Consider the following 20,371-nt stretch of genomic DNA (forward strand, 5'->3'; position numbering starts at 1 on the left):
CCCGGTCACGAGTCGGAAGCGCCCCGCGACCAGCGAGTTTGGCCTTCAGCAGTGGTACTCCTGCGGGACGACCATTCCACTCGGTTGATGGTGCTCAAATCGGCTGTAGCCAAACCAAGAACCGCATCGACGGACTGGGAATACAATTCAGTTGCCCAAATTCATCTCGGGTGTCAGGTTCCGTGTAATGTCCAACCTGTCCGGATGCCCTACACCGTTGCCTGATTGACGTGGCCTAAACGTCCCGCATTGTTTCAACTTCGACTCATCTTATGAGCCCTACCCCACGGCGCAAGGAAGCCAGCGTATGAGCACGACGAAGCCGACAATTATTTATACGCTGACCGACGAGGCTCCGGCATTGGCGACGGCCGCGTTCCTGCCCATTGTGCGCACATTTGTTGCGCCAGCCGGTATCAACGTCCTCACCAGCGACATTTCGGTCGCGGCTCGCATTCTCGGCGAGTTTCCGGAATTCCTGACCGCAGAGCAGCGTGTGCCGGACAACCTCGCGGAATTGGGCCGGCTAACGCTGCTGCCGGGAACCAATATCATCAAGCTGCCCAACATCAGCGCCTCGGTGGCGCAGCTGATTGCGGCTATCAGGGAGCTGCAAGGTAGGGGCTACACGATACCGGACTACCCCGAGAACCCCAAGTCAGACGAAGAGAAAGCAATCCGGGCGCGCTACGCCAAATGCACTGGCAGCGCGGTGAATCCCGTCCTCCGCGAAGGCAACTCCGACCGACGCGCCCCGCAAGCAGTGAAAAACTACGCGCGTAAGAACCCGCATAGCATGGCCGAATGGAGTCAGGCGTCGCGCTCGCACGTCTCGCACATGCACCACGGCGACTTCTACCATGGCGAGAAGTCCATCACGCTGGACAGGGCGCGTGACGTGAAGATGGAGTTGATGACCGCGGGCGGCAAGACCATCGTTCTCAAGCCCAAGGTTTCGCTTCAGGACCGCGAGGTCATCGACTCGATGTTCATGAGCAAGAAGGCGCTGTTGGAGTTCTATGAGCAGCAGATTGAGGACGCGTACAAGACCGGAGTGATGTTCTCTCTGCATGTGAAGGCTACCATGATGAAGGTGTCGCATCCCATCGTGTTCGGGCACTGCGTAAGGATCTTCTATCGTGACGCCTTTGCCAAGCACGGTGAGTTGTTTGACGAATTGGGTGTCAACGTCAACAATGGGATGGTCGATCTGTACAACAAGATCGCCAACCTACCGCAGAGCAAGCAGGACGAGATCAACCGGGACCTGCACGCCTGCCACGAACACCGACCCGAACTGGCGATGGTGGACTCGGCCAAGGGCATCACCAACTTCCACTCGCCCAACGATGTGATCGTGGACGCCTCCATGCCCGCCATGATCCGCAACGGCGGCAAGATGTGGGGCGCCGATGGCCGTCTGAAGGACGTCAAGGCCGTGATGCCGGAAAGCACCTTCGCCAGAATCTACCAGGAGATGATCAACTTCTGCAAATGGCACGGCGCCTTCGATCCCAAGACCATGGGCACCGTGCCCAATGTCGGCCTGATGGCGCAGCAGGCCGAGGAATACGGGTCGCACGACAAGACCTTCGAGATCCCCGAGGATGGCGTGGCCAACATCACCGACCTCGCCACCGGCGAGGTGCTATTGAGCCAGAATGTCGAGCGGGGCGACATCTGGCGCATGTGCCAAGTCAAGGACGCGGCAATCCGGGACTGGGTCAAGTTGGCCGTCACCCGAGCCCGCCACTCCGGGATGCCGGTCCTGTTCTGGCTGGACCCGTATCGCCCTCACGAGGCTCAGCTCATCACCAAGGTCAAGATGTACCTGCGCGAGCACGACACCACTGGCCTCGATATCCAGATCATGAGCCAGGTGCGCGCCATGCGCTATACGCTGGAGCGCGTGATCCGCGGCCTCGACACGATCAGCGCAACCGGCAACATTCTGCGCGACTACTTGACCGACCTCTTCCCCATCATGGAGCTGGGCACCTCGGCCAAGATGCTGTCCATCGTGCCGCTTATGGCTGGCGGCGGCATGTACGAAACCGGTGCCGGTGGCTCGGCTCCCAAGCATGTGCAGCAACTCGTCGAAGAGAATCACCTTCGCTGGGATTCGCTGGGTGAATTTCTCGCCCTCGCCGTCTCGCTGGAAGATCTCGGCCTGAAGACCGGAAACCAAGGAGCCGGACTGCTGGCCAGGACATTGGACGCAGCCACAGGCAAGCTGCTGGACAACAGGAAGTCGCCTTCGCCGCGTACCGGCGAGTTGGACAATAGAGGCAGCCAGTTCTACCTGGCGAAGTACTGGGCGCAGGAGCTCGCAGCGCAGACTGAGGACATCGCCCTGCAGGGGCACTTCAAGGTGCTGGCCGAGACGCTTACGCAAAACGAGGAGAAGATCGTTGCCGAGCTCGTGGCGGTGCAGGGCAAACCCGCGGACATCGGCGGATACTATCTCCCTGATCCGGCAAAATGTGCCGCCGTGATGCGTCCGAGCGCGACGTTTAACGCGGCGCTGGCAGAGGTAGCGGACTCATAAGGTTACTGAACGGACGCCGATCGCGAGCCAGGACCAGCGGCGCGAGTTGCGCAACGCTCCCAGACGAAGCGGCCGCTCACGCTTGCTTTCGGTCGATTTTTCTTGGCCTCCCGGTGCACACGCTGCGCACACGCCGTCTTCTACCCCACTGAAGGACCTGAACTCCCGCTCCACTCCATCACAGCCGCAACGGAAAATCTCCAACGCAAGTCATTCATTTCGTTGATATATTTTATCCCCGACCGCCCTCTATGTGGTTGGACAGATTGAGGAATTTGGCTGGCCCCGGCTTCCACAGATTGCTTCTTCTCGGATGATATATGCACCGATTGGAAGCAAAATCGCGCCGTCGGACTCTCAGTGCACACGAGGATGCGTATGCACATGCCACCCGAACAGCGCACATCAGTCGGAGGGACAGTGCAGCGCTATCCGCGATGAGCCGTTTTGTGTAAGCTCACGAAATCCCGATTTTTTGGGAGAACGGCGATGAAGTCCTTCTTGCTCGCCTGCGCGGCCGCCATTGTTCTGGCAGCAATTGGGGCCGCAGTTCTAAACCGCGTGCAGGAGCCGGTCCAACAGGCCTTTGCAACGACGGGCGTGCGCCTCTAGTGCGATGCGCCAACGTCTAGGGCCGCCTGCGTGTGCCACCTACTCCGCGGCAGTGGGCTGAGTTCGCGCGTCGCTTGCACCGGTCCGCGCGTTCTCCTCTTCGAGCCAGAGGCTATGGTGCTCCTTCGCCCAGTTGACGTCGACGGTGCCGCTACCCATCGCCTCGAACGCGCCCTCCATGCCTATCGTACCGATATAGATGTGGGCCAGCATCACCGCTATGAACAGCATCGCCACGGTAGCGTGGACAACCTGCGCGAGCTGCATCCCTTCAATACCCGATAGATAGAACGGGAACATCAGCTCATATCCGGTGGCTGCCACCAGCCCCCCGCCGACGACAACGATCCAATAGATTGCCTTCTGGCCGGCGTTGAAACGATAGGCCGGCGGATGGTCGTGACCCACGATGCCGCCGCCGCGCTTGAGCCAAGCGGCATCCACCTTATTCGGGATATTGCCGGCGAGCCACATCAGGAAGATCAGAACGACGCCAATCGTGAACGGGAAGCTCAGGTAATTGTGCGCATATTTCGCCCATTGCGACCATTCGGAAAACGCTTCGTGACCCATCAAGGGCAAAAGCAGCGTACGACCGAAAGTAACGTTCAATCCCGAAAGCGCGAGAACGATGAAGCAGGTCGCCGTCATCCAGTGCACGAAGCGCTCGAATGAGCTAAAGCGCACGATGGTCCGGCCTGAACGACCGCTCTGAAGCCGCACCATGCCCCGGGTCAGATAGAAAATGATCAACGCCGCAAGCATACCAAGAATGGCGATACCGCCTATCCAGTGCAGCGTCACGTTCCGGAACTCACGCCATTCACGTCCTGCCGGCTGCTCGAGCACGCCCGAGCGCTGGTCGGGAATGCTGACGCGTCCCTGGACCCGGTTCAGTTCCTGGAGAAGCTGCTGCTCCTTAACTGAGCTCGCCGTCGGGTTGACCTGCTGGGCGATAGACGGCGAAGCAGCGGAGATGAGCAGCAGCAGCACGCCCGAGCCAATCACGAGACGGGCAAATCGCGCAAGACACACCATCAATTCCTCCCGATATTGGGTGATCGCTGGCGATGCGGTTTTTCAAGACTCGATCGTCTCGCGATACGCGGTCTTCCAGCCCCAGGCGCCAGAGCCGTAACCGCGCTTCATCACACGCTCCTTGTAGATCTGGGCAATGATTTCGCCGTCGCCAGCAAGCAACGACTTGGTCGAGCACATCTCGGCGCAGAGCGGCAACTTGCCTTCGGCGAGACGGTTTGCGCCGTATTTCTCGTACTCCGCCTTGCTGCCGTCGGCTTCTGGGCCTCCGGCGCAGAAGGTGCACTTGTCCATCTTACCGCGCGAGCCGAAATTGCCGACCTTCGGATATTGCGGCGCTCCGAACGGACAGGCGTAGAAGCAATATCCGCAGCCGATGCAAAGGTCCTTGGAATGAAGCACGACACCGTCGGCCGTCGTGTAGATGCAATTCACCGGGCATACCGCCGCGCATGGGGCGTCGGTGCAATGCATGCAGGCCATCGAGACGGAACGCTCGCCCGGTTTGCCGTCATTGATGGTAACGACGCGGCGCCGGTTGATGCCCCAAGGCACCTCGTGCTCGTTCTTGCAGGCGGTGACGCAGGCATTGCATTCGATGCAACGGTCGGCGTCGCAGAGGAATTTCATACGTGCCATGGTCGTTGCTCCTTATGCCGCTGCGATCTGGCAGAGGGTGACTTTGGGCTCCTGCATGCCGGTCGCCGGATCGTATCCGTAGGTGGTGATCGTGTTCGCGCTTTCGCCGAGCACGATCGGATCGGTGCCCTTCGGATAATTGCCGCGCAGATCCTTGCCTGCGAACCAGCCGCCGAAGTGGAAGGGCATCCAGGCGACCCCCTTGCCGACGCGTTCGGTCACCAGCGCCTTCATCCTGGCGCGCGAATTGTTTTCGGCGCCAGTCACCCAGACCCAGCCGCCATCCTTGATGCCGCGATCGGCGGCATCAGCCGGGCTGATCTCGATGAACATGTCTTGCTGCAATTCGGCAAGCCACGGGTTGGTGCGTGTTTCCTCGCCACCCCCCTCATATTCGACGAGACGCCCTGACGACAGGATGAGCGGGAATTGCTTCGCGATCCCCTTCTCCACCGCGGCCTTCTGCACGGAGAAGCCGATGTTCGGCAGGCGGAATTGCTTGGCATCGGGCAGCGTTGGATATTTCGCGACCAGATCGACGCGCGGCGTGTAGATCGGTTCGCGATGAACCGGAATCGGATCGGGCAAGCCGAACGCGTTCATGCGCGCCTTGCCGTTGCCGTAGGGCACACAGCCATGTTTGAGCGCCACGCGCTGGATACCGCCGGACAAGTCGAGCGACCATGACACCGCATCCGGATTGGCGGAGTTGATCTTGGTGATGGTGGCCATCTCGGTCTCGCTGAGATCCTTGTCCCAGCCGAGCTTCTTCAGGCTCGCCAGCGTGAATTCCGGATAACCGTCCTTGATCTCCGAGTCCTTGGAGTAAGAACCGTCCGCAAGCAGGCTCACCTTGCGCGTGGTGCCGTCAGGCAGCTTCTCCTCGCGCTCGATGCCGAAGCGCGGACGGAACGTGCCGCCGCCATCCATCACACTCAGGTTGGTATTGTAGAGCAGCGGAGTGCCGGGATGGCGCACCTCGGGCGAGCCCCAGCACGGCCACGGCAGACCGTAATAATCGCCGCCGACTTCCGGATCGTCCTTGGGCGCCCGCATGGTCAGGAAGTCGAACTTGGCCTGGTTCTTCATGTGCGCCTTGAGACGCTCGGGCGACTGTCCGCAATAGCCGGTCGACCAGCTGCCGCGATTCATCTCGCGCAGGGTATCTTCGGCCTCCGGCAGGTTGTTCTCGACCTTGATGTTTTTGAACATTTTGTCGGCGAAGCCGAGTTTCTTCGCCACGAGGTAGATGACTTCGAGGTCATCCTTCGATTCGAAGATCGGCTTTACGATCTGCTCGCCCCACTGCAGCGAGCGGTTCGAAGCCACGCGCGATCCCTTGCACTCGAATTGCGTGGCAACCGGAAGAATGTAGACGCCGTCCTTGCGTCCCGCCTCGACCGACAGCGATGCCCAGGTGGTTGGATGCGGATCGGCGATGACGAGCAGCTCGAGCGCCTTCAGACCATTGAGGGATTCCGGAACGCGCGTAATGCTGTTGCTGGCATGTCCCTGCACGAACACCGCCCGCACGTTGTCCTTTTGCGCGACCTGCTCTTTCGGCAGGGTCGCCGCCTCGAACCAGCGGGTCAGCGGGATGCCAGGGGTTTCCATGATCTGCTTGGAGTCGAAGCGCGACTTCAGGAAGTCGTAGTCGACCTCCCAAACCCGTGCCCAGTGCTTCCAGGCACCTTCGGCAAGGCCGTAGTAGAACGGCAGCGTAACGATATCGAGCCCGACGTCGGTCGCGCCCTGCACATTGTCATGGCCGCGGAAGATGTTGGCGCCCATGCCCGGTCCACCGACGTTTCCAGTCATCAGCAGCAGGATGCAACTCGCCCGCACATTGGCGGTGCCGACTGTTTTCTGGGTCTGCCCCATGGCCCAGATCAGCGTCGACGGCTTTTCCGTCGCGAACATCTTGGCGACACGCTTGAGCTGTTCGCCAGGAATGCCGCTGACGCGCTCGACTTCCTCCGGATTCCATTTCTCCACCTCTTTGCGGAGATCGTCGAACCCGTAGACCCGTTGCCTGATGAACTCCTGGTCCTCCCAGCCGTTCTGCAGGATGTGCCACATGATGCCATAGAGCACCGGGATGTCGGTACCTGGCCGCATCCGGACATACTCGGTCGCGTGGGCCGCGGTCCGTGTCAGGCGCGGATCGATGACGATGAAGTTTGCTTTTTGAAGCTCCTTGCCCTCGAGCAGATGCTGTAACGAGACCGGATGCGCCTCGGCCGGATTCCCGCCCATGATCATCTGGGTCTTGGCGTTGCGGATATCGTTGTAGCTGTTCGTCATCGCACCGTAGCCCCAGGTATTGGCCACGCCGGTGACGGTTGTCGAATGGCAGATGCGTGCCTGATGGTCGGTGTTGTTGGTGCCCCAGAATGCGCCGAGCTTGCGGAAAAGATAGGAGCCTTCGTTGGTCATCTTGGCCGATCCGAGCCAGTAAACGGAATCAGGACCGGACTTTTCGCGAATTTCGAACAGCTTGTCGCCGATTTCGTTGATTGCCGTGTCCCAGGAAACGCGTGTCCACTGTCCGCCCACAAGCTTCATCGGATAGCGCAGCCGACGCTCGCTGTGCACGAGCTCGCGCACGGATGCGCCCTTCGCACAATGCGATCCGCGATTGATCGGAGAATCCCAGCTCGGCTCCTGACCAATCCAGACGCCGTTCAGTACCTCCGCGGTCACGGTGCATCCCACGGAGCAGTGCGTACAAATGCTCTTGCGAACCGTCGCCCCGGATGTGAGCGGACCTGCTATCGCCGCTTTCGCCGTCCGCACGCTGCCGGGCGGCAGCGTGGTCAACGCGGCGAGCGCCCCCCCGGCAAGGCCCGATCGGCGCAGGAAAGCGCGGCGGTCGAGACCACTCCGTTGTCCGGACAAGCCTGCCGCGATGGATCCGCTTGAGGTGATTGCGGAACGCTGTTGTGTTCTCTTGATCAGCACGGCCGCCTCCCTCAACCAGGGTAACGATTGACGCGGTAATAGGCCTTCACGTGGTCGGTTTCCTTGTAGCGCGCCTTGCGTTTCTCATCGTCGGTCTCGCTGTCGGCTTGTGCGGGCGCAATCAAGGGTGTCGCCAGTGTCGCTCCCGCGCCGATGGCGCCGATTCCGGCCTTGCGAAGAAAGTCGCGGCGGCCGGCTGTCGTTTTCCTCTCGTCTCTCATCGCATTCCTCCTGGACCAGCGGAGCCGGTCAGTTGGCGAATGTGAAAGCTTCGGCTTCTATTTCCAGAAAGACCCGTCCGAGTGTCCCGACCGATCGGTAGAATCCGGCGTTTTCCGCCTTCTCCATGTCGGCGAACAAGCGTCCCATCCAGAGCGAGACGTGCTTCTCAAAGAAAACGCGTTGTGCGTCCGGCGATAGCGAAGGGCCCGCCGCCGCAAGCGCCGCCATGATCTCGCACAACGTCCCCGCGTGATCCTCGGGCTCAAAATTGTTCTCCACCCTCTCGATGCCGAGCAGAGCCAGATCGTCGCGCAGGCGCGATAACGGACGTTCGTTGAGAAAGCCGGTCAGGTAATAGGATGCGTAAGGCAGCAACTCGCCACGGCCGAGACCGACGAACAGATCGAAATACGCGTGCTCGACCTTGGACACGACGGCGACCGATGCAGCGTCGGCAAGAGCTGCGTGGGCGCGCCCCAGCGGGGTCGCATCGCCCTTCAACTGCGCGATCTGCTCAAGCAATGCTGCCGACGGCGCGGACCAAAGCAAGTTTGCAAGCAGCGCATATTCCCGGGCGCGCGCGGCATCGATCGGATCAACCGCGTCGCCCACCACGACAGGCTCGCTGTAGAGATCGGGGCGAAGCAGCTTGCGCGGGACGCCCGTTACGGCCTCGACCGCGATCACGCGTTGCGCAGGCACCCTGTTCCAGTTCGACACTGAAGGCTGGGCAATACCGATCTTACGGGCAAGCTCGGCAACGCCGCCCGCCGCATCAATTGCGCGTTCAAGTCCCACATCGCGCACGCCGACCTCCTATCGCAGGGGCCAATTGCGTTTGCGGACGGAAGATTACGGCGCGCGTCAGGAAGCGGTCAATCAACTGCTATAGCTTGAGGCTATCGCATTTAGTCGCAGCCTACCGGGGCAGCGCCCCGCCATGTGTGCGGCGCGCAACGGAAGCCTCTTCACGCGCAGCTACCGGTTGCGGTGCAGCAGAACCAGGCGGCAATTCCTCGACGGGGCGCTCCGAGAGCTGTTGAGGACTCGTGATTGTCTTCACCGGGTTGGGTGACGGCGCAAGATCGGGCGGCAGATGAGCCGATTGCGCTCCCGCTTCGGCGGCCCCCGTTTGCGGGTTGGCGAGGCTTTCGGCGGCCCCCGCCACATCCCCGACGATGCGACGGACAAGCGCGCCAACCTGCTCGGCTGAATAGTCTAATGGGCCGAAACCCGCCATGGCGTTCGGGTCGTTGAAGTCCCAGGCGTTCTCCGCCAACCCCACGAAATCGCGGATGGCGGGATCGGCACTCCAGGCACGACGAAGCGCCGCCCGGCTCAACTCCTGCGGAATGCCTTTGCACAGGAAGGCCGCGATGTCAGTGGCGGCATCAATCGATTCAATGGGAGGCAAGGTCGAAAGATCCGGCTGGGGGAGATCCGGGACCGCCGGCGCAGGGTCTGCCGGCGCCGGCGCGTGCGCCTCGACCGCTTGTTCCGGCGCCGGTTCGACGTGGTCGGGCTTCGCCTCCTGCTTGCGACGCGACCAGCGCGCCAGGAAATGCTCGTCACTCATTCGTGCCCACCTTCGTGGTGACGCCGCGCAAGCGCCTCCGGATCGGCGCGTCGCCGCTCACGCTTGACGAACTCCGTCTCGACGTGGTGCTGCGCGATGAAATTTTCAATCGCCTGACGTAGCACCTCCGGCATCGGCACCGCCTCGACCAGATTGGCACCGGCTTCGGTGAATGCCTCCCCTTCCGCGGGATCCGCGGTGACCGCCGAAACGACATAGGGCCAGGCGCCCTCGGAAGGAGTCAGTATAATCCAGACACTGGGATCACCGCTGGCGAGATTGTCGCGGTAGCGCGCTGCTTCCGAACGATAGAGATCGACCATCGCGCTCCCGGCATAAAACAGCGTCGTTCCCCCCTGCTCCCGTAGGACGGTCCACGGCGTCATGTCAGGCTCATCCGGCAACACGCCGGTGCCACGCCAGACGAAATCGGTCCACGGGGATTCCGCGCTTGCCCGCTCGACCACGACGCCGAGCGGAATGCGCAACAATGGCAGGGCGGCGGAACTCACGTCATGGCCTCCAGGTGCTTGATCGGCAGACCCGTCAACAGATTTTGCGGTTTCATCCGCACAAGCTGATCGGGGCTCATTGCCAGTATCAGATAGACGCCCTCGCGCCCGACGGCGTCGACGACAAGATGTGCATCGGCGAAAGTCACCCGGAACAACGCCAGCACGCGTGCCATCGTTCGGTCATCGAGCGTCTCGCCATGCCACAGCCGGTCGCCGATCCCTGTAGCTTCGGCATCGAGCCCGACATACCAGGCGAGTTTCGCATCGCGCAGGGCGGTGAGCGGCTCAATTGCGACGTCGACCCCGAGCAAATGAGAAATCCAGAGTTTCATGACGTCCGCCAGGGCAGTCGGCCCCCCGCGTTCCGTTGCTGAAATCGAGCGCAAGATCGAACTGATCGCTGCGATGCCAGTAGCTGTCGGCATTCGCATCGCCCAGGACGTCGACCCCCGCTCCGGTCGCGCCCCCCAACATGGAGATCAGCGACAACACCGGCGTCGGGCTTGGTCCGCCGATGACTTCCTCGTCAGCCAGCAGCAACGAATGCTCGTGCGGAATAATGCGCTGAGACCTGAAGAGCAATTCGGCCGCGCGCAGCACGAACGGATCCTCGCAGCCATCGAGTACGTTGCGCAGGATGACGTGCACGAGCTGGTTCAGGAACAGGGGTGGCAGGTTGATCGATCCTGACCGAGCGAGCGCAAGATAGGCCGCCTCCAACGTGGGTTCGCGGAGCAAGAGGTCGCGGAACGCCAGCACGAAGCGCCAATTCTCCCGGGCATCCGCATCGACGATCGCGGCAACCTCTTCCCCGGCAACCGCCCGACGCGGATCGGCGAGCAGCTCCCGATGCAGCCTGCGTTCGATGTCGCAGGCATCGTCCGGCGGCATCAACTCAGGACGGACGAAATAGGCCTTCAGCAACTGTTCGGTCGCCACGAGCCTGCCGCCCGCATCTCGATCGAGCAAGTGATGGCCGCAAGCGATCCAGAAGTCCCTCATCGCCGTGACGGCTCCGCGCTGATATCCGAAAGATCGAGATCGCTGTCCGGCTCGACGTCATCCTCGACTTGCATGAACGAGAACGCATTGCCGTGACGCTGTCCCTCCCGCAGTTGCAGCCTGCGGAACGACTCGCGGACCTCGCCATCGTTTGCCGAGCGGTGGACGGCGATCAGCGTGCTGACAGGATGGGTGCAGAGCGACTGCGCAAAGGCGACCTCTTCCGCCGCGGCAAGGTGCGCAGCAGCAAGATCCGGCGCGCCGAACTGTTCTACCAACTGTTTTGCAAGCAGCTCCACCAACGCGTGGCGGTCGTCCTCTGTTGCAGGGACGATTTGCGCCAACGTCGACCAGCCCCAGGACTGCACGCCAAGAAAGCCGCTGCGAAACGCTGAACGGGCCTTGCCGCCCAGCTTCGCGGGATTCTGATCGCAAAAGCGGAACGCGCCTGAAACCGCCCAATCTCCCGGCTCCGCGGCCACGTCGAATACGAACCTGTCGGACGGATCGAGCGCGATGGTCCGCAAGAGTTTCACGAGCGCGGCCCTCCGAGGTTTGGATCGAGCCATGAGGGAGACAGCAAGCCTTTTCTCAGGTCCTGCCGGACGGTCACTTCTGACCCGATCCGGCGCGTGATGAGGTCGCCATTGTCAGCGATCGCATGCGCGACCTGCGGCTCACGCGACAGTCGACCCAGGAATTCGCGTGCGATCCCGTCGAATCCATCGGTTTGCCAGCCGTCCAGCGCGCGCATCAGATGCCGCGCAAAGCTTTCCGTGACCTGAACCGCGCCGGCCTCGCCGAACCCCTCCTGATCCAGTGCGGTAGCGAGCGGATACAGGCCAGCGTCCGTGTCGGTCATCGCAACAGTCCGGATCATGGCGCCGAACACCAGCCAGCGCGGAGGCTTGTCCTCCTTCGCTGATGGCGGCCAGCCAAGCCGCCCGCCGCCAACAAGGCCACCGTCGACACGGACCGTGTCGGGCCAGTCGATCGCGATCGCCTTGTTCGGCGGTGCGTAGGCACGCAAGGCATCGGTCAGCGCCACCATCCCCGCGTAGAAGGCGCGGCGCGCGGTGTGCAATGGCTCGCTCGGTTCGAGCACGACTGCGAACTCGGCAAGATCGAACCGCCCCACATAGGTCAGTGTACCTGCCCCACTCGCATTTGCGATATCGATTGCGTGGGCAAAGGCGTCACGACTTTCGCGCAGCCTCACCAGCGTGAATGGCGGAGGCAGATTGATGGGCTCCGAAACCGCAGAGCGCATGGGGGCTGTCGGTGTCAGTCGGACCTCCAGCTTCCTTTTCCTTTCTCGTGAGAATAACTTAATCGAGCAGAAGGATTGACGCGAGTCTGCTCGCGATCGTTCCCTGCCTCTCGGTGAGGTAAGCGGCTGCGCATGTCCGAACCGCCAAAAGCGATCCTGATCTGCTCGTGCGAGGACACGATGCGTCTCGACACGGGCGCGATCAGGCGTGGATGCCGCAAAAGCGAAATCGCCGGATTCCGTCAGCTCTGCCGTGCTGAGCTCGATCATTTTCGCAACGCGGCGAAGGCGGATGGACCACTCATCGTCGGCTGCACCCAGGAGGCGGCGCTGTTTGGCGAGGAAGCGAAGGAACGTGCCGGGACGATGGAATTCGTCAACCTTCGGGAGACGGCCGGCTGGTCGGCGGAGGGTGCGAAGGCGGGCCCAAAAATGGCAGCTCTGCTTGCAGCGGCGTCGGAGGCAATGCCCGATTTTCCGTTTGTCACCCTGTCGAGCGGAGGGGTGGTCCTGATCTACGGCCGCGACGAAGTGGCGATTGAAGCTGGCCGACTGCTTGCCGAGCATCTCGACGTGACGGTCATGATCACAAGGCCAGCACAAATCATGCCGCCGGCAACGACGTTGTTCCCTATTGTCAAGGGAACGATCCGCAACGCCCGGGGCTATCTGGGAGCGTTCGAGCTGACAGTCGACGACTATGCGGCCCCGCACCCCTCCTCACGCAACGCGCTCGTCTTCAAAGCTCCGCGCAACGACCTGACATCGCGCTGCGACATCGTCCTTGATCTCTCGGGCGGAACGCCGCTTTTCTCCGCCCACGAACTGCGCGACGGCTATCTCCGTGCCGACCCGCGAGATCCGGCTGCGATGCTGCGTGTAGTGCTGAGGGCGCGCGACCTCGTCGGCAGCTTCGACAAGCCCAAATACGTCAATTTTACCCCCGAGATTTGCGTCCATTCGCGCTCGAAATTGACGGGTTGCCATCGATGCCTCGATCTCTGCCCGACCGGAGCGATCAGCCCGGATGGCGATCATGTCAGGATCAATGCGGAAGTCTGTGCCGGTTGCGGGCAGTGCGCCGCGGCCTGTCCGACGGGCGCAGCGACCTATGCCTTGCCGCCGGCCGACGCCCTGCTTCACAAATTGCGCGCGACGCTGCTGACCTATCGTGAAGCCGGCGGCTCGAATGCGGTTATCCTGTTTCACGATGGCCAACAAGGCACTGCGCTGATCGATGCTCTCGCCCGCCACGGCGACGGGCTTCCTGCCAACGTGCTGCCGTTCATCGTCAACGAGGTGACGCAGGTCGGCCTCGAAGCGATTGCAGCCTCCTTTGCCTATGGCACGGCGGCAATCCGTTTCCTGCTACGGGCCAAACCGCGTCACGATGTCGCCGGTCTTCGCCGAACCATAGCGATGGCTGATGCGATTGTTGTCGGGCTTGGCTTTTCCGGCCAACGTGTCTCAACCATCGAAACGGATGATCCCGATGTGCTGGGAGACGTGCTGCGGGCCATCGAACCCGCGCCGGCCGCAAAGACTCCCGCAACCTTCAAGACGGTAGGCAAGCGGCGCGACCTGCTTCGTTTCGCTCTTCGCGAGTTGCACCGCGTTGCGCCTGCTCCGACTGACGTGATTGCCTTGCCGGAAGGCGCACCGCTCGGAGCGATCAGTGTCAACGTGGATGGCTGCACCCTGTGCCTGGCCTGCGTTTCGGCCTGCCCCACCGGCGCCCTCCGCGACGATCCCGAGCGTCCCGTGCTCAAATTCGTCGAAGATGCCTGCGTGCAGTGCGGATTGTGCCAGAGCACCTGCCCGGAAAAGGTCATCACCTTGAAGCCGCAGATCGACTTCCGCGCCGCCACCGCTCCAGCCCGCATCATCAGGGAAGAAGAGCCGGCGCTTTGCGTCCGCTGCGGCACGCCCTTCGGCGTGAAGAGCACGATCGAGAAGATCGCGGCGAAGCTCGAGGGCCGGCACTGGATGTATCCCGCGGGCGACAAGCGGCTGGACGTGGTCAGGATGTGCGCCGACTGCCGCGTCGTCGTCATGAGCGAGCAGCAGTTCGATCCGTTCAACGACATTCCGGAACGCGCCCCGCCCCGGACGACGGATGATTATTTACGCCAGCGAGAAAACAAGGATTAGCCGGAGATTACGAACAAGTAATCAATCGATAAGTAACAAACGGGGAGCGCGTTATGTTTCGTTGCACGAACGCAAGATTCTTTGTGACCGCGTTGTTTGTTGGTACCATTGCAATACAGGCTGTGCCGGCAGAGGCTGCCGTATCAAAGGCCGACAAGGCCGTCCTCAAGCGCGCGATCGTGGCCTGCAAGGCGGAAGCGAAGGGCAAGAAGATCAAGTGGCTCTCACGCCGGAAATACGTCAACAATTGCGTCACGGAGGCAATGAAGGACCATCCCAACATGGACGTCTCCGCCATGCTCAAGAACCGTCCGAATTTAACGGATCTTCCGGTCGAGCAATGGCCCGGGTATTGGACCTTCACCAAGATGCGTCATTTCGATGTCGCGCGCCCGAGAAAATCGGTTAGCGCCTTGCGATCCTCCGCAGATCCAATCCGCTGCTCCGGCATTTTTGTGCCGGGCGTATAGGTGTTCGGACCGAGTTCGAACAATTTCGACACGGTCTCGGGCGTCCATACGATATTCATGCTCTTGAGAGGGTCCGAGAAGCGATAGCCCGGCAGCGACGCAATCCTGCGCCCATACAGGCCGGCAAGCGTGGGGCCAGCGCGTTGCGCGTCCTTCTCCGACAGAGTGTGACAGGCAACGCACGCCCTAAACACCTCGGCGCCGTGATCTCCGGCATAAGCGGCAAGCGGATCGCTCGGCGCGGCTTGCGACGGGCCGACGGCAGCGCCGGTCCGTGCGTTCCAACGCCGGACCTTGCCGTCGGCGCCGCCGGTCAGCAATGTCGCGCTGTCCGGCAAGAACGCGACCGACCACACGGGCGAACCGGACTCGGCCAGCGTTTGCGCGATGGTCCGCGCTTTGCGATCAATCAAGGCAACGCCGCCGCCAATTCCCGCAGCCGCCACCGACGTGCCGTCCCGAGAGATTGCCAGCGCGACAATAGGCCTCTGCCCAGCTTGCACTTCGCCGCTCTCGTGGCCCTCCATCGTCAGAAAGCGCAGCTTCCCATCGGCACCACCCGCGACGATCTCGCCGTCAGGCGTGACTGCCACGGCGTTAAGGGGTGATCCCAGCGCAATGACGTTTGGAGTGCCGCCCGCCAATGGCCAGATCCTCAGCTCACGATCGTATCCGACGCTCACCAGAGATCTTCCATCGGGCGTGAATGCGACGCCATTGACCTGCTGCGAATGCCCTTCCAGCACCTGCTGCGCGCCATCGCCCAGTGACCAGACGCGAACCGTATGGTCCCAGGAGGCAGAAGCCAGTCTTGCGCCGTCCGGCGAGACGGCGAGTGAAACGATCGGCGCGGTATGGCCCTCGAAAACCTGGTCCGGCTGCTGCCTGCCGGGCGTCCAGATCGCGACCTTCGCATCCGCTCCGGCGGTCACCATTCGCCCATCCTTCAGGAAGGCAACCGCGTTCACCGCATCCGAGTGGAAGCGGAGGACCTGCTCGGCGGATTCTGTCTTCAGCGACCATCGGATTGCGGCGGTGTCGAAGCTGCCCGACAGCAGGCTGTTGCCATCGCCGGAGATCGCAATTGCCCGTACCGGCCCGCCGTGACCTGCCAATTGCGCTTGCGCCGACGCAACAAGAAGCGCCAGCAGAGCGGCGGTCATGCTCAGACTGGTGGCTGCTTCATGGGCCATTCGCACTCGCTAGTCTCGTCAACGTTGGCGGCAGTTGCCCGGTTCAATGCTGCATCGCAGGAGAAAAGGTCCACCTGCTACTCAATGCCGCGACGCCCATTGTCAGCTTGAACCGGATATAGCCTGATCCTATGCTCGGTCGTGACACGTCAAGGATGACGTCATGCAAATACGACCAAAAGCGTATCTGCATCTCATCTCTTTATGGCGATTGCTTCGCAATGCGACTTCGCCAAGCCCTGAGCGTGTGCCCGCCAAAGCATCGCCGGGGCTCATCTTTACCGCGATCGTGCTGGCGCTTCTCCTCGCCATTCTTGAAATAAGCGCTCATCGAGATGAACTGCAATCGCTCGGTCTGGTGGCGGGCGATCAGTTCGTTGCGGCTGCCCTTTGGGGCCCATGAAGCTTGCCGTTTCCAATCAACGCTTGTTTTCCCTCGGATACACCAACGACCGATCCTCGAAGTCCTCGGCCGGCAAATTGTCCATGCTGCGGGCGCTTTGCATGTCATGCAATATCGACGTGCTTGCTGTACCGGAACGCCCGGTCGTCCAGCCCGAGTGTGACCGCGGGATGCCGGTCAGTGCAGCAAGCAGACCAACGGCGGCGGTGAAAGAGACAATGATCAGAAGCTTCATGCGAAATCTCCCGCTTTGAAATCCAGAAATATCTTGCAGCGGTATCCAATAGTGCCAAGCACGGCACCGCGGTGTGAACCGCCTCACAGCTCTCGCGATGTTGAGCTGAGCGCTCGCTGGTTCCCGATCTGGAACCGGAGCGGATCACGGGTGAAATGTGAAATGCTTATGCAGTGAAGGCTCGTCAGGAACGGAGGAAAAATCTCTCCGTTACTTTCCAGGGCAGAGCATCCGCAGAAGGATGAAGCCCATGAGGAGCCTCACCATTGTCGCCGCACTGGCAATCATGCTTGGCGGCACTGCGCTTTCGTCGGCGCAACAGAATGCGCAGGGCGCGGTTGAACTGAGCAACGGCACCAAGGTGCCGCAGAATCCATCGTTACCGAAACTCAACCTCTCAAACTCCCAGCGTGAGCAGATTCGCAAGGCCGTGCTGACCGAACGCAACGAGGTGGAATTCCGGCTGGCGGCCACCAAATCCGCCAAGGACTTCACTCCTGCTGTTGGCGCCAAGATTCCAAAGGGAGTTAAGGCCCAATCGTTTCCGACGCCGGTTCTCTCGCAAATGCCCGAGCTGCGTGACTACATGTACGTGAAGATGAAGAACCAGGTGCTGATCGTGAACGGCATGACCAACAATATCGTTGATATCTTCTCGGAGACGCAGCCGCTTTCCTAACTGAATGGTGGCGACCTCTGCGACCCCCGATTCCTCCGCACGCCAACGGCAATCATTGCCTGAATGTCAGAGCTTGCACCGCAAGGGAAGTGAGAACAGCCTCACCGAACTACGCCAAATTGCGCGACGGCCGCCGGCCACACTACTCCCACTCAATCGTCCCCGGCGGCTTGCTGGTCACGTCGTACACCACCCGGTTCACGCCCTTCACCTCGTTGATGATACGCGTCGCGGTCTCGGCCAGAAACTTCATGTCGAACTGGTAGAAGTCGGCGGTCATGCCGTCGGTCGAGGTGACGGCGCGCAGGCCGACGACGTATTCGTAGGTGCGGCCGTCGCCCATCACACCGACGGTCTTCACCGGCAGCAGCACCGCAAAAGCCTGCCAGATCGCGTCATAGAGGCCGTGCTTGCGGATCTGGTCGATATAGACGGCATCGGCGTTGCGCAGGATGTCGAGCTTTTCCCGGGTGATGTCGCCGGGGCAGCGGATCGCAAGGCCGGGGCCCGGGAACGGGTGGCGGCCGACGAAGACTTCGGGCAGGCCGAGCTCGCGGCCGAGCACGCGCACCTCGTCCTTGAACAATTCGCGCAAGGGCTCGACCAGCTTCATGTTCATGCGCGCCGGCAGGCCGCCGACATTGTGGTGCGACTTGATGGTGACCGAGGGGCCGCCGGTGAAGGAGACGCTCTCGATCACATCAGGATAGAGCGTGCCCTGCGCCAGGAATTCCGCGCCGCCGATCTTCTTGGCTTCCGCCTCGAACACTTCGATGAACAGGCGCCCGATGGTCTTGCGCTTCACCTCGGGATCGGTGACGCCTTCGAGCTCGCCCAAAAACTCCTTCGACGCGTCGACATGGACCAGCGGGATGTTGTAGTGGTTGCGGAACAAGTCGACGACGGTCTTGGCCTCGTCGAGCCGCAGCAGGCCGTGATCGACGAACACGCAGGTGAGCTGGTCGCCGATCGCCTCGTGGATCAGGACCGCCGCGACAGCAGAATCGACGCCGCCGGAGAGGCCGCAGATCACCTTGCCCCTGCCGACCTGAGCGCGGATCTTCTCGATCGCCTCCTCGCGGAAGGCACGCATGGTCCAGTCGCCGGTGAGGCCTGCGACCTTGCGCACAAAGTTGCGCAGCAGTTTTGCGCCGTCGGGCGTGTGCACCACTTCGGGGTGGAACATCAGGCCGTAATACTTCCGCTTCTCGTCCTGGATGATCGCGAACGGTGCATTCGGCGAGGTGCCGGCGACCGAGAAGCCGGGCGGCATCCTGGTGATGCGGTCGCCATGGCTCATCCACACCTGGTGTTTCTCGCCGTGGTTCCAGATGCCGTCGAACAGCTGGCTGTCGGTCTTCACCTCGACATCGGCGCGGCCGAATTCGCGGTGATGCCCGCCCTCGACCTCGCCGCCGAGCTGGGCCGCCAGGGTCATCTGGCCGTAGCAGATGCCGAGCACGGGAACGCCTGACTCGAAGATCAGCTGCGGGGCGCGCGGCGAGCCGGTCTCGTGCACCGATTCCGGGCCGCCTGAGAGGATCACCGCCTTCGGCTTCATCTCCTCGAAGGCGGCCTCCGCCTTCTGGAACGGCACGATCTCGGAATAGACGCCCATCTCGCGGACGCGGCGGGCGATCAGTTGCGTCACCTGACTGCCGAAATCGACAATCAGAATCTTGTCATGCGCCGAGGCCACTGATGGCGTCGACGGTTCGCGGGCTGTGTGCTGGGCTGTCATGGCAAGCAGATACGCGACAGCGCCCGCCCCCGCAACCGCGGCCAGCGTTGCGCCCACATTCTTCTTTGGGCATGGACAAATCGATATAGGTCAGTATCATTGACCTAATTTGACCATAAGCACCATGGAGGAAACCAATGCCGGATTTTCACGACCCGTCCCGCCTCACCGCGCTCGGCCACGAGTGGGTCGCCGCTTGGAACGCGCGCGACCTCGAGCGGGTGCTGGCGATGTATTCGGAAGATACCGAGATGACGTCGGACGGGATTCCGGCATTCGGCTTCGGCGCGTCAGGCACCGTGCGCGGCAAGGCGCAGCTGCGGGCCTATTGGAGCGCGGCGCTGGCGAAATTGCCCGAGCTGCATTTCGAGCTGATCGACCTCTATGTCTCGCCGGACAGCGTCGTGGTGTTCTACCAGAACGAACGCGGCAAGAAGATCTGCGAGTATCTGCGGCTCGATGATCAGGGCAAGATCCGGCAGGGTTCGGCGAACCATCTGGTGCATTGAGGTTGGAGCCATCGTTCCCAACTCTTTCCCGTCACCCTGAGGAGGTCGCGAAGCGACCGTCTCGAAGGGCGACAGCCCGGCTGCAACCATCCTTCGAGGCTCGCCGAGCGCTGCTTGCGCACCGCCCGGCGCGCACCTCAGGATGACGTCAATGGGTTGGGATGCAACGCATAAGATGAACACAGCACCACGAGGACGCCCATGAAAATCCCGACCCTGCCCTTCACCGTTACCGACTGGAGCAACGTCGAGCCTTCAGTGCATCCCGGCGAGACCGGGCAAGCGCTGTGGCGCACGCTCAACATCGGCGAGCTGCGGGTGCGGATGGTGGAGTATTCGCCGGGCTATCTCGCCGATCACTGGTGCGACCGCGGCCATGTGCTCTACGTCGTCACCGGCGAGCTCGACACCGAGCTGCGCGACGGCCGCAAGTTCACGCTGAAGCCCGGCATGAGCTACCAGGTCTCCGACTTCGGCGACGCCGCGCACCGCTCGTCGACGGCGACGGGCGCGACGCTGTTTATCGTGGATTGAAAATCTAACCCGTCACCCCCGCGCAACGGCTTCGCCGTTGTCGCTGGAGGTGCGAGCGAAGCGAGCCTCGAAG

The 20,371-nt window shown here is 61.9% G+C and carries 20 protein-coding genes and 1 pseudogene; 8 read left to right on the forward strand and 13 right to left on the reverse strand.

Going from position 1 to position 20,371, the window contains the following annotated elements; genetic code table 11:
* Positions 1–307 precede the first annotated feature (307 nt).
* Positions 308–2,548: an NADP-dependent isocitrate dehydrogenase gene (locus tag AC628_RS18905; RefSeq protein WP_074128264.1), complete on the forward strand. Its 2,241-nt coding sequence runs from the start codon at positions 308–310 to the stop codon at positions 2,546–2,548.
* 489 nt (positions 2,549–3,037) lie between these two features.
* Complete coding sequence (locus AC628_RS45840) at positions 3,038–3,160, forward strand: hypothetical protein (RefSeq protein WP_283806591.1); 123 nt, start codon at positions 3,038–3,040, stop codon at positions 3,158–3,160.
* Between the two features lie 39 nt (positions 3,161–3,199).
* Here the strand turns inward: AC628_RS45840 and AC628_RS18910 are convergent, their stop codons facing one another.
* The 10 genes and pseudogenes from AC628_RS18910 to AC628_RS18955 all read right to left on the reverse strand — a co-directional run bounded on the left by AC628_RS18910 (position 3,200) and on the right by AC628_RS18955 (position 12,383).
* Positions 3,200–4,198: a formate dehydrogenase subunit gamma gene (locus AC628_RS18910; protein WP_074128265.1), complete on the reverse strand. Its 999-nt coding sequence runs from the start codon at positions 4,196–4,198 to the stop codon at positions 3,200–3,202.
* A gap of 42 nt (positions 4,199–4,240) precedes the next feature.
* Positions 4,241–4,837 carry a formate dehydrogenase FDH3 subunit beta gene (gene fdh3B, locus AC628_RS18915; RefSeq protein ID WP_066511431.1) on the reverse strand — a complete coding sequence of 199 codons (597 nt, stop codon included), beginning with the start codon at positions 4,835–4,837 and terminating at the stop codon, positions 4,241–4,243.
* Between the two features lie 12 nt (positions 4,838–4,849).
* Positions 4,850–7,798, reverse strand: coding sequence for a formate dehydrogenase subunit alpha (locus AC628_RS18920; RefSeq protein WP_074128266.1), 2,949 nt, complete (start codon positions 7,796–7,798; stop codon positions 4,850–4,852).
* Positions 7,799–7,809: 11 nt separating this feature from the next.
* A complete protein-coding gene (locus AC628_RS18925; protein ID WP_074128267.1) occupies positions 7,810–8,019 on the reverse strand; it encodes a twin-arginine translocation signal domain-containing protein in 210 nt (69 codons plus the stop codon).
* 28 nt (positions 8,020–8,047) lie between these two features.
* Positions 8,048–8,827 carry a molecular chaperone TorD family protein gene (locus AC628_RS18930; RefSeq protein ID WP_074128268.1) on the reverse strand — a complete coding sequence of 260 codons (780 nt, stop codon included), beginning with the start codon at positions 8,825–8,827 and terminating at the stop codon, positions 8,048–8,050.
* Positions 8,828–8,939: 112 nt separating this feature from the next.
* Positions 8,940–9,596 carry a DUF3306 domain-containing protein gene (locus tag AC628_RS18935; RefSeq protein WP_074128269.1) on the reverse strand — a complete coding sequence of 219 codons (657 nt, stop codon included), beginning with the start codon at positions 9,594–9,596 and terminating at the stop codon, positions 8,940–8,942.
* Complete coding sequence (locus AC628_RS18940) at positions 9,593–10,108, reverse strand: DUF3305 domain-containing protein (RefSeq protein ID WP_074128270.1); 516 nt, start codon at positions 10,106–10,108, stop codon at positions 9,593–9,595. Before AC628_RS18940 ends, AC628_RS18935 begins: the two co-directional genes overlap by 4 nt.
* Positions 10,105–11,113: pseudogene (locus AC628_RS18945) on the reverse strand (DUF6352 family protein). Before AC628_RS18945 ends, AC628_RS18940 begins: the two are co-directional and overlap by 4 nt.
* Complete coding sequence (locus AC628_RS18950; protein WP_083633004.1) at positions 11,110–11,649, reverse strand: DUF6505 family protein; 540 nt, start codon at positions 11,647–11,649, stop codon at positions 11,110–11,112. Before AC628_RS18950 ends, AC628_RS18945 begins: the two are co-directional and overlap by 4 nt.
* Positions 11,646–12,383 carry a biotin/lipoate--protein ligase family protein gene (locus AC628_RS18955; protein ID WP_074128272.1) on the reverse strand — a complete coding sequence of 246 codons (738 nt, stop codon included), beginning with the start codon at positions 12,381–12,383 and terminating at the stop codon, positions 11,646–11,648. Before AC628_RS18955 ends, AC628_RS18950 begins: the two co-directional genes overlap by 4 nt.
* 180 nt (positions 12,384–12,563) lie before the next feature.
* Here AC628_RS18955 and AC628_RS18960 point away from each other — a divergent pair, with 180 nt between their 5' ends.
* Both AC628_RS18960 and AC628_RS45360 read left to right on the forward strand, forming a co-directional pair.
* A complete protein-coding gene (locus AC628_RS18960) occupies positions 12,564–14,534 on the forward strand; it encodes a 4Fe-4S binding protein (RefSeq protein ID WP_074128309.1) in 1,971 nt (656 codons plus the stop codon).
* Positions 14,535–14,587: 53 nt separating this feature from the next.
* Positions 14,588–15,004, forward strand: a complete 417-nt coding sequence (locus tag AC628_RS45360; RefSeq protein ID WP_245321224.1) for a hypothetical protein — start codon at positions 14,588–14,590, stop codon at positions 15,002–15,004.
* Here the strand turns inward: AC628_RS45360 and AC628_RS18970 are convergent.
* The gene (locus AC628_RS18970) at positions 14,908–16,197 is read right to left on the reverse strand and encodes a c-type cytochrome (protein WP_074128273.1); all 1,290 of its coding nucleotides are present in this window, start codon (positions 16,195–16,197) and stop codon (positions 14,908–14,910) included. The two genes, AC628_RS45360 and AC628_RS18970, sit on opposite strands and share 97 nt — an antisense overlap.
* A gap of 163 nt (positions 16,198–16,360) precedes the next feature.
* Here AC628_RS18970 and AC628_RS18975 point away from each other — a divergent pair, with 163 nt between their 5' ends.
* A complete protein-coding gene (locus AC628_RS18975; protein ID WP_074128274.1) occupies positions 16,361–16,600 on the forward strand; it encodes a hypothetical protein in 240 nt (79 codons plus the stop codon).
* Between the two features lie 16 nt (positions 16,601–16,616).
* On the opposite strand, the gene AC628_RS18980 is transcribed toward AC628_RS18975, so the two are convergent.
* Positions 16,617–16,835, reverse strand: coding sequence for a hypothetical protein (locus tag AC628_RS18980; protein WP_074128275.1), 219 nt, complete (start codon positions 16,833–16,835; stop codon positions 16,617–16,619).
* Between the two features lie 250 nt (positions 16,836–17,085).
* Between AC628_RS18980 and AC628_RS18985 the strand changes: the two genes are divergently transcribed.
* The gene (locus AC628_RS18985) at positions 17,086–17,514 is read left to right on the forward strand and encodes a hypothetical protein (protein WP_074128276.1); all 429 of its coding nucleotides are present in this window, start codon (positions 17,086–17,088) and stop codon (positions 17,512–17,514) included.
* Between the two features lie 142 nt (positions 17,515–17,656).
* Here the strand turns inward: AC628_RS18985 and guaA are convergent, their stop codons facing one another.
* Positions 17,657–19,255, reverse strand: coding sequence for a glutamine-hydrolyzing GMP synthase (gene guaA / locus AC628_RS18990; RefSeq protein WP_074128310.1), 1,599 nt, complete (start codon positions 19,253–19,255; stop codon positions 17,657–17,659).
* 137 nt (positions 19,256–19,392) lie between these two features.
* Between guaA and AC628_RS18995 the strand changes: the two genes are divergently transcribed.
* Both AC628_RS18995 and AC628_RS19000 read left to right on the forward strand, forming a co-directional pair.
* Entirely contained in the window at positions 19,393–19,764 is a 372-nt protein-coding gene (locus AC628_RS18995; RefSeq protein WP_074128277.1) for a nuclear transport factor 2 family protein, read from the forward strand.
* Between the two features lie 201 nt (positions 19,765–19,965).
* Entirely contained in the window at positions 19,966–20,298 is a 333-nt protein-coding gene (locus AC628_RS19000; protein WP_074128278.1) for a DHCW motif cupin fold protein, read from the forward strand.
* Positions 20,299–20,371 lie beyond the last annotated feature (73 nt).

It is taken from the genome of Bradyrhizobium sp. NAS96.2 (assembly GCF_001908235.1).
Taxonomy (GTDB): domain Bacteria; phylum Pseudomonadota; class Alphaproteobacteria; order Rhizobiales; family Xanthobacteraceae; genus Bradyrhizobium.

Coding starts and splice junctions, on each gene's coding strand:
- AC628_RS18970 (WP_074128273.1), bottom strand. CDS start 16,197: ATGGCCCATGAAGCAGCCACCAGTCTGAGCATGACCGCCGCTCTGCTG.
- AC628_RS18925 (WP_074128267.1), bottom strand. CDS start 8,019: ATGAGAGACGAGAGGAAAACGACAGCCGGCCGCCGCGACTTTCTTCGC.
- guaA (WP_074128310.1), bottom strand. CDS start 19,255: ATGACAGCCCAGCACACAGCCCGCGAACCGTCGACGCCATCAGTGGCC.
- AC628_RS19000 (WP_074128278.1), top strand. CDS start 19,966: ATGAAAATCCCGACCCTGCCCTTCACCGTTACCGACTGGAGCAACGTC.
- AC628_RS18980 (WP_074128275.1), bottom strand. CDS start 16,835: ATGAAGCTTCTGATCATTGTCTCTTTCACCGCCGCCGTTGGTCTGCTT.
- AC628_RS18910 (WP_074128265.1), bottom strand. CDS start 4,198: ATGGTGTGTCTTGCGCGATTTGCCCGTCTCGTGATTGGCTCGGGCGTG.
- AC628_RS18985 (WP_074128276.1), top strand. CDS start 17,086: ATGAGGAGCCTCACCATTGTCGCCGCACTGGCAATCATGCTTGGCGGC.
- AC628_RS18955 (WP_074128272.1), bottom strand. CDS start 12,383: ATGCGCTCTGCGGTTTCGGAGCCCATCAATCTGCCTCCGCCATTCACG.
- AC628_RS18975 (WP_074128274.1), top strand. CDS start 16,361: ATGCAAATACGACCAAAAGCGTATCTGCATCTCATCTCTTTATGGCGA.
- AC628_RS18960 (WP_074128309.1), top strand. CDS start 12,564: ATGCGTCTCGACACGGGCGCGATCAGGCGTGGATGCCGCAAAAGCGAA.
- fdh3B (WP_066511431.1), bottom strand. CDS start 4,837: ATGGCACGTATGAAATTCCTCTGCGACGCCGACCGTTGCATCGAATGC.
- AC628_RS18995 (WP_074128277.1), top strand. CDS start 19,393: ATGCCGGATTTTCACGACCCGTCCCGCCTCACCGCGCTCGGCCACGAG.
- AC628_RS45360 (WP_245321224.1), top strand. CDS start 14,588: ATGTTTCGTTGCACGAACGCAAGATTCTTTGTGACCGCGTTGTTTGTT.
- AC628_RS45840 (WP_283806591.1), top strand. CDS start 3,038: ATGAAGTCCTTCTTGCTCGCCTGCGCGGCCGCCATTGTTCTGGCAGCA.
- AC628_RS18935 (WP_074128269.1), bottom strand. CDS start 9,596: ATGAGTGACGAGCATTTCCTGGCGCGCTGGTCGCGTCGCAAGCAGGAG.
- AC628_RS18905 (WP_074128264.1), top strand. CDS start 308: ATGAGCACGACGAAGCCGACAATTATTTATACGCTGACCGACGAGGCT.